Annotated in this window: 6 protein-coding genes; all 6 read right to left on the bottom strand. The window is 63.6% G+C overall.

Annotation, left to right across the window (positions count from 1 at the left end; translation table 11 throughout):
• The coding region (gene ftsA, locus QN222_RS11620) for a cell division protein FtsA (RefSeq protein ID WP_284005439.1) at positions 1-1,104 on the bottom strand (1,104 nt) is incomplete at its 3' end.
• Positions 1,101-2,030, bottom strand: a complete 930-nt coding sequence (ftsQ, locus tag QN222_RS11615; protein ID WP_283965280.1) for a cell division protein FtsQ — start codon at positions 2,028-2,030, stop codon at positions 1,101-1,103. The genes ftsQ and ftsA, both read right to left, overlap by 4 nt.
• Entirely contained in the window at positions 2,018-2,944 is a 927-nt protein-coding gene (locus QN222_RS11610; protein ID WP_283965281.1) for a D-alanine--D-alanine ligase, read from the bottom strand. The genes ftsQ and QN222_RS11610 overlap by 13 nt, the downstream gene beginning before the upstream one ends.
• A 366-nt stretch (positions 2,945-3,310) precedes the next feature.
• Positions 3,311-4,285, bottom strand: coding sequence for a UDP-N-acetylmuramate dehydrogenase (gene murB / locus QN222_RS11605; protein WP_283965282.1), 975 nt, complete (start codon positions 4,283-4,285; stop codon positions 3,311-3,313).
• A 2-nt stretch (positions 4,286-4,287) separates the two neighbouring features.
• A complete protein-coding gene (gene murC, locus QN222_RS11600) occupies positions 4,288-5,697 on the bottom strand; it encodes a UDP-N-acetylmuramate--L-alanine ligase (protein ID WP_283965283.1) in 1,410 nt (469 codons plus the stop codon).
• Complete coding sequence (gene murG, locus QN222_RS11595; protein ID WP_283965284.1) at positions 5,694-6,818, bottom strand: undecaprenyldiphospho-muramoylpentapeptide beta-N-acetylglucosaminyltransferase; 1,125 nt, start codon at positions 6,816-6,818, stop codon at positions 5,694-5,696. The genes murC and murG overlap by 4 nt, the downstream gene beginning before the upstream one ends.
• Between the last annotated feature and the right edge of the window lie 2 nt (positions 6,819-6,820).

Below are 6,820 nucleotides of genomic sequence, written 5' to 3'. Positions count from 1 at the left end.
CGCTGCCCGCCGGCCGGGCAGCTGGCTGGCGCCGCCCGTCAGCACGATACGTTTGCCGACGATCGGGCTGAATCCGGAGCGCTGGATGCGGTCGCGGATGAGCTCCAGCGTCTCCTCGATGCGGGCGCGAACGATGCGCGACACCAGCGCACGCGGCACGTGGGTCGGCTGGTCGCGGTCGTCCTCGCCGATCGGCGGGACGGAAACGATGTCACGCTCGTCGGCGCTGTTCGGCAACGCCGAACCGTGCACGACCTTCAGCCGCTCCGCGTCCTCGATGCGCGTCGAAAGTCCGCGAGCGAGATCGGTGGTGACATGGTGACCGCCGAGGCTGACGGCATCGGCATGAACCAGCTTGCCTTCGGCGAAGACGGAAATCGTCGTCGTGCCGCCGCCCATGTCGATGGCCGCGCAGCCAAGCTCCACCTCGTCGTCGACGAGTGCGGCAAGACCGCTGGCATAGGGCGTAGCAACAATGCCCTCGACCGAGAGATGGGCGCGGTTGACGCAGAGCTCGAGATTCTTGAGGGCGGCCCGCTCGACCGTCAGCACGTGCATGTCCACGCCGAGGACGTCGCCGAACATCGCCAGCGGATCGCGGATGCCACGCTCGCCGTCGAGCGAGAAGCCGGTCGGCAGCGAATGCAGGATCGCCCGGTCGGAGCGCAGCGACTGCTGGCCGGCGGCGGCGAGCACCTTCTTGAGATCGCTGGCATCGACTTCCTGTCCGCCGAGATCGATCGTCGCGGTATAGACGTCACTCTGCAGGCGGCCGGCGGAAACATTGACGATCAGGCTGTCGATCGTCAGTCCTGCCATCCGCTCCGCGGCGTCGACCGCAAGACGGACGACGCCTTCGGCCGCGTCGAGATCGGCGATGACGCCGTTCTTCACCCCGCGCGACTTCTGATGGCCGATGCCGATGATTTCGATGTTGTGGGTGCGGCCGGGAAGGATCTGGCTTTCGGCGCGCGGCGTCAGCCGGCCGATCATGCAGACGATCTTGGTCGAGCCGATGTCGAGCACCGAGACGACATGCGACCGCTTGGAAGACAGCGGCTTCAGACGCGGAAGACCTAGATTGGAAGAACCGAACAAACTCATATCCGCTTCTCCTGGGCTTTCAGCATCTTCTCCCTCGCCTTTAACGCGACTTCCCGCCGGGCAACGGCTTCCGGCGTCAATTGTACTGTGGTGCGGTCTTCAAGCCTCAGATCGACAGCGGCGATGTCGCGCTCGAGAAGCTGATGCTTCTCCTCCATTTCGGAGAGAACCCTCATCGCCCGGACGATGTCGTTCTCCGGAAGCTTGACGATAATGCCGTTGTCGAGGCGCAGATCCCACCGCCTGCTGGAAACGCGCACAAACGCCTTCACGCGCGAGCGGAATTCCGGCCAGCGGGAGAACTCGTCGTAGAAACCGGCGGCGGCCGTCTCGGCGTCGCGGCCGACGAACAGCGGCAGCGCGGCGAACTTGTTGTCGCGAAGCGGCGCGATGACGCTGCCGCTCCGCTCGATCAGGGACAGGTCGGAACCGTGCTGCCAGATGCCGAAGGCCTTGCGCTCCTCGAGATTCACCTCGATCGTGCCCGGATAGACCTTGCGCACGGTGACGTTCTGCACCCAGGGCAATTCGCTGATCAGTCTCCGCGCCTCGGCGATATCGAGAGCCACGAGCGACGTCGTGCCGTCCAGCCCGAGTTGCTGAAGAATATCGATCTCGGACGTCTGCTCGTTGCCGGAAACCCGCACGTCCTCGATTGCAAAGCCTGCGGCGGTCGTCGAGGCCTGAGCGAAATTCTGCGTGTGGCCGCCGAGCGACATGCCGTAAAAGCCCGTCGCCGCCAGGAAGGCAGCGGCCGAAAGCGTGCCGGTGTGCGCCGGGAAGCGGATGCGACCGGTACCGAGGCTGACCAAGAAACGGACTACCTTGCGCAACGGACGCGGCAGAACGAACGTCTCATCCGCCTCAGCGGCGACGCCGAGCGGGTGACGCACCCTTCTGCCCATTCTGCCCCTCAACGCAAACACGACGCGTCCTCCACCATCCACCTGAGAAACTCACCAAACTGAAGGCCCGCATGCTGCGCCATCTCGGGCACCAGGGAGGTCGGGGTCATGCCGGGCTGGGTGTTGATTTCCAGCCAGATCAACTCGCCTTCGCCGGGACCGCGATCATCGAAGCGGAAGTCGGATCGGCTGACGCCGCGGCAACCGATTGCCTGATGCGCCTTCAAAGCGAGTGTTTGTATTTTTTGGTAAATATTTGGTGAAATCTGTGCCGGAATGACGTGGCTTGAACCACCTTTTACGTATTTTGAATCATAATCGTAGAAGGCATGCCCCTGCGGAATGATCTCGGTGACGCCAAGCGCGACCTCGCCCATGACGCCACAGGTCAGCTCGCGGCCGGCGATGTAGCGCTCGACCATGACGCGGTCACCGTACCGCCATTCGCTCGACGTGATCACCTGCGGCGGATGCGACTGATCCTCCTTGACGATCACGACGCCGAAACTCGAGCCTTCGCGAACCGGCTTGACCACGTAGGGCGGCTTCATCGGGTGCTCGTTGCCGAATGTCCGCCGATCCATGATCAGCGCCTCTGCAACCGGAATGCCGGAGGCCTTGGCAACATGCTTGGCCTGCGCCTTGTCCATGGCGAGCGCGGAGGCAAGCACGCCGGAATGCGTATAGGGGATCTCCAGATATTCCAGGATTCCCTGGATCGTGCCGTCTTCGCCGAACGGACCATGCAGGGCATTGAAAGCGACATCCGGGCGGAGATCGGCGAGAACCGCGGCCACGTCGCGACCGACATCCACGCGCGTCACGCGATAGCCTTCGGCTTCGAGAGCATCGGCGCAGGCAGCCCCGGAAGACAGGCTCACCGGCCTCTCCGAGGAAAATCCGCCCATCAGGACAGCAACATGCCTGCCGCTCATCAAAACCCCCAAACAATACGCCACTATCACAATGCTTGCTTGCGCCTGGCTGATTCCGGCTGCCGAGTCACGGGCGCCCGAACAGGGCCACTAGAACGGCATTATGGTTAATGAACCGTTTACTTTGGTTAACTCTTCTCATGAAACGCATCAGGTTTGACACCGGAAAACGCCTGCCGAAACAAGGCAATTAGGCGGAAAATCAGCGCTTTGTGCGATCGTGCTAAGAAAGGAGTTCAGAAGTCGGAAAAATAATGGCGTCGGAATCTAGAGGAGGAAGTCCCTGGCTGGCGACAGTTCCAAACAAACAGCAAAAAGGGCCGCGACGGTAACCCCATCGCGGCCCTTTCGTTTTCCTGCTCCGGCTCAGGCGATGCCGCGGCCGAGGAATTCCTTGATCTCGTAACCCGGCATGAAGTTGCCGATACGCTTGATTTCCCATTCGAGGCGAATGCCGGAATGTTCTAGCACGCGGGAGCGCACGGTTTCGCCGAGATATTCGAGCTCGTAGCCGGTCGCCTGCCCCGTATTGATCATGAAATTGCAGTGGAGCGGCGACATCTGGGCGCTGCCGATCATCATTCCGCGACAACCCGCCTCGTCGATGAGCTTCCAGGCGGAATGGCCTTCCGGGTTCTTGAAGGTCGATCCGCCGGTCTTCTCGCGGATCGGCTGCACCGTCTCGCGATGCTGGCGCACGGCGTCCATGTCGGTGCGGATCTTGTTCTTGTCTTCCGGATAGCCTTCGAAAATCGCGTGCGTGAAGATCAGGTCCTTCGCCGCCGCCGTATGGCGATAGCTATAGCCCATGTCGGCGTTGCTCAGCACATGCTTGTTGCCCTTGCGGTCGACTGCATGCACCTCCACGACCCGCTCGCGCGTCTCGCCGCCATTGGCGCCGGCGTTCATCCGCAGTGCGCCACCGATCGAGCCCGGAATGCCGTAGTAGAAATAGAAGCCGCCAATGCCGTGATCGAGCGCCATGGCAGCGATGTTTTTGTCCGGGCAGATGGCACCCGCCTTGATGCGGTTTTCGCCGACGAGTTCGAGATCGCCGAAGCCCTTGGCCGAAAGCCGGATGACCACGCCCGGTATGCCGCCGTCGCGCACGAGCAGGTTGGAGCCGACGCCGATCACCATCACCGGCACATCCTCCGGCACAAGCTTCAGGAAGGTGACGAGATCGTCCGTGTCGTGCGGCTGGAACATGAGCTCGGCAAGCCCGCCAGCGCGAAACCAGGTGACGCGGTCCATCGGGGCATCGGGGGTGATGCGTCCGCGGACTGCGCTGACGCCGCTTCCGAGCGCTTCGAGAAGTTTCTGACCGTTAACCTGTTTCATGCTCAAATTCCTGAAATATTCGCGAGTTCCTTGGGAAGGGCTGCAGCCCAATAGGTAATACTGCCGGCCCCCAAGAGAACCACAAAATCGCCCGGCTGCGCAATCTTCGAGACGATCGGCGCGATCGCCTCCTGCCCGCCGACGTAACGCGCGTCGCGATGCCCTGCCGCCTTGATGCGGTTGACCAGCGCTTCCGAATCCACTCCGTCGATCGCGTCTTCACCCGCCGCGTAGACCGGCGCGATCAGGATCGTGTCGGCATCGTTGAAGCAGGCGGCGAAGTCCTCGAAAAGGCTCGAAAGACGGCTGTAGCGATGCGGCTGGTGGACGGCGATGATCCGGCCCTGGCAGGCCTCGCGCGCCGCCCTCAACACCGCCTTGATCTCGACCGGGTGATGGCCGTAGTCGTCGAAGATGCGGGCACCGTTCCATTCGCCGGTGAGCGTGAAGCGCCGCTTGACACCACCGAAGGCGGCGAGCCCCTTCGCGATATCCTCCGTCTTGATGCCAAGGCGCTGGGCGACCGCGATGGCGGCCGTGGCATTGGAAACGTTGTGGCGGCCGGGCATCGGCAGGCGCAGGTCCTTCATCGTGATCACCTGGCCGGTGCGGCGGCGGCGGATCTCGATATCGAAGACCGAGGTCGCGCCGTCCATGCGGATATTGTGGTAGCGCACGTCTGCCTGCGGGTTCTCGCCATAGGTGACGACCTTGCGGTCCTCGATCTTGGCGACCATCGCCTGGACCTCGGGGTGGTCGAGGCAGAGCACGCCGAAGCCATAGAAGGGCACGTTCTCGACGAACTGCCGGAAGGCAGCACGCACCGCGTCGAAATTGCCGTAGTGGTCGAGATGTTCGGGGTCGATATTGGTGACGACCGCGATATCGGCGGGCAGCTTCAGGAAGGTGCCGTCCGACTCGTCCGCCTCGACCACCATCCATTCGCCGGCACCCATGCGAGCATTCGTGCCGTAGGCATTGATGATCCCGCCATTGATGACCGTCGGATCGAGCCCGCCCGCATCGAGCAGCGCCGCGATCATCGAGGTCGTCGTCGTCTTGCCGTGCGTGCCGCCGATGGCGATCGCATTGCGGAAGCGCATGAGCTCGGCCAGCATTTCGGCGCGCCGCACCACCGGCAGGAACTTTTCGCGCGCGGCAATCAGCTCGGGGTTGTCCTTCTTGATCGCCGTCGAGACGACGACGACTTCGGCGTCGCCGAGATTTTCAGCCCTGTGGCCGACGGAGATCTTGATGCCCTTCTCGCGAAGGCGCTGCACGTTGGCGCTGTCCGACTGATCCGAACCCTGCACCCGGTGCCCGAGGTTGTGCAGCACCTCTGCGATGCCGCTCATGCCGATGCCGCCGATACCGATGAAATGTACGAGCCCGATCGTCTTCGGCATTTTCATGAGCGTGTTTCCTTGAATTTCTCGACTGTCAAACCGCTGGCAATAGCCTCTACGAGGGACGCAAGCAAGCGCGCGGCGTCCGGTTTGCCGGTTTCGCGGGCACTGGCGGCCATCTGCGCCAGGGCCTGTGGATTGTTCATGGCATCGGCGAGGATGCCCGAAAGCCGCTCGGCGCTGAGCTCGGCCTGCGCGATCACGCGGGCACCGCCCTTGGCCGCGAGTGCGGCCGCATTCGCCGCCTGATCGTGATCGAGCGCATAGGGATAGGGCACGAGGATCGCCGGCCTGCCGATCACCGCGAGCTCGGACACGGTCGATGCGCCCGAGCGGCAGATGACGAGCTGGGCGGCTGCTATCCGCGCCGCCATGTCGTTGAAGAAGGGAGAGACCTCCGCCGGAACGCCGAGTTTGTCATAGGCCGCGCTAACGCCTTCCCGGTCCTCGGGACGCGCCTGCTGCGTGACCCGCAGCCGCTGGCGCGCGGCGTCCTCGAGACGGCAAATCGCCTGCGGGATCGCCTGCGAGAAATATTGCGCGCCCTGGCTGCCGCCGAAGACGACCAGATGGAACGGCGCGTTATTCGAGAAACCCGCATAGGGCGTGCCTGCCGCCTCGAGCACGGCCGGACGAACGGGATTGCCGGTCGTCACCGTTTTCGTCGCAAACGCCCCGGCGCCCTCCGGAAGAAAGCCTCCGGCGATCGCCTGCACGCGCGAGGCCAGCATCTTGTTGGCCCGCCCCATCACCGCATTCTGCTCGTGGATCATGGACGGGACGCCCATGCCGGTGGCAGCGAGCAGCGGCGGGACCGTCGGGTAGCCCCCAAAACCGATCACCGCCTTGGGCTTCAGGCGCGCGATCAGCCGCCGCGCCGCGCGCAAGCCGGTCCAGAGTTTCCAGACCGATCGCGCCAGCTTGATCGGGTTCTTCGAGCCGATCGTCGCGGAAGGCACAATGTGGATCTCGTCGGCGGGAAACCGGCCGGCAAAGCGCTCGGCGCGGCTGTCCGTCGCCAGATGCACGTCGTAGCCGGAGGCCCTGAGCTCATGCGCCAGCGCTTCCGCGGGAAAGAGGTGACCGCCGGTGCCGCCGGCGGCAAGAAGAATGATGCCTTTGCTCATGA

Source organism: Sinorhizobium sp. 6-70 (assembly GCF_030124375.1).
Lineage (GTDB): Bacteria > Pseudomonadota > Alphaproteobacteria > Rhizobiales > Rhizobiaceae > Sinorhizobium.
This window is presented reverse-complemented; position numbering and strand designations above follow the sequence as displayed.

Bases quoted from the DNA above. Each gene is read 5' to 3' on its own strand.
- murG (WP_283965284.1), bottom strand. From the start codon at position 6,818: ATGAGCAAAGGCATCATTCTTCTTGCCGCCGGCGGCACCGGCGGTCAC.
- murC (WP_283965283.1), bottom strand. From the start codon at position 5,697: ATGAAAATGCCGAAGACGATCGGGCTCGTACATTTCATCGGTATCGGC.
- QN222_RS11610 (WP_283965281.1), bottom strand. From the start codon at position 2,944: ATGAGCGGCAGGCATGTTGCTGTCCTGATGGGCGGATTTTCCTCGGAG.
- murB (WP_283965282.1), bottom strand. From the start codon at position 4,285: ATGAAACAGGTTAACGGTCAGAAACTTCTCGAAGCGCTCGGAAGCGGC.